The organism is Halostella sp. PRR32 (assembly GCF_034808085.1).
In the GTDB taxonomy this organism is placed as follows: domain Archaea; phylum Halobacteriota; class Halobacteria; order Halobacteriales; family Natronoarchaeaceae; genus Halostella; species Halostella pelagica.
Map to the genome: position 1 here is coordinate 1 of NZ_JAXHGL010000041.1, position 348 is coordinate 348.

A 348-nucleotide genomic window follows, 5' to 3' on the forward strand; every position below is an offset into this window, starting at 1 on the left:
TGATTCGTGAGATAGATTATTATTTAGAAGAGAATGAGACCCTCACGTATAATGGATTGAATAGGATTCCTTACTTGGAAATGGTAGTGAATGAAACTCTCAGAAAATGGCCGCCACTTTTAGTAGTAGACAGAAGGTCTAACGAACCTTATACTATTCCGCCTGAAAGGAATGGTGAACATCCAGTGCACGTAGAGAAGAATACCCTCATCTGGATTCCAGTCTGGTGCATACACAACGATCCACAATATTGGAGTGAACCTCATCTTTTCGATCCCCAGAGATTTGCAAGAGAAAACTTGCCAGCAATCAACCGCAATGCATTCCTGCCATTCGGTTTGGGCCCAT

General features: G+C 42.5%; 1 protein-coding gene. It reads left to right on the top strand.

Annotation, left to right across the window (positions count from 1 at the left end; genetic code table 11):
• The coding region (locus SM753_RS20315) for a cytochrome P450 (RefSeq protein WP_323192899.1) at positions 1-348 on the top strand (348 nt) is incomplete at both ends.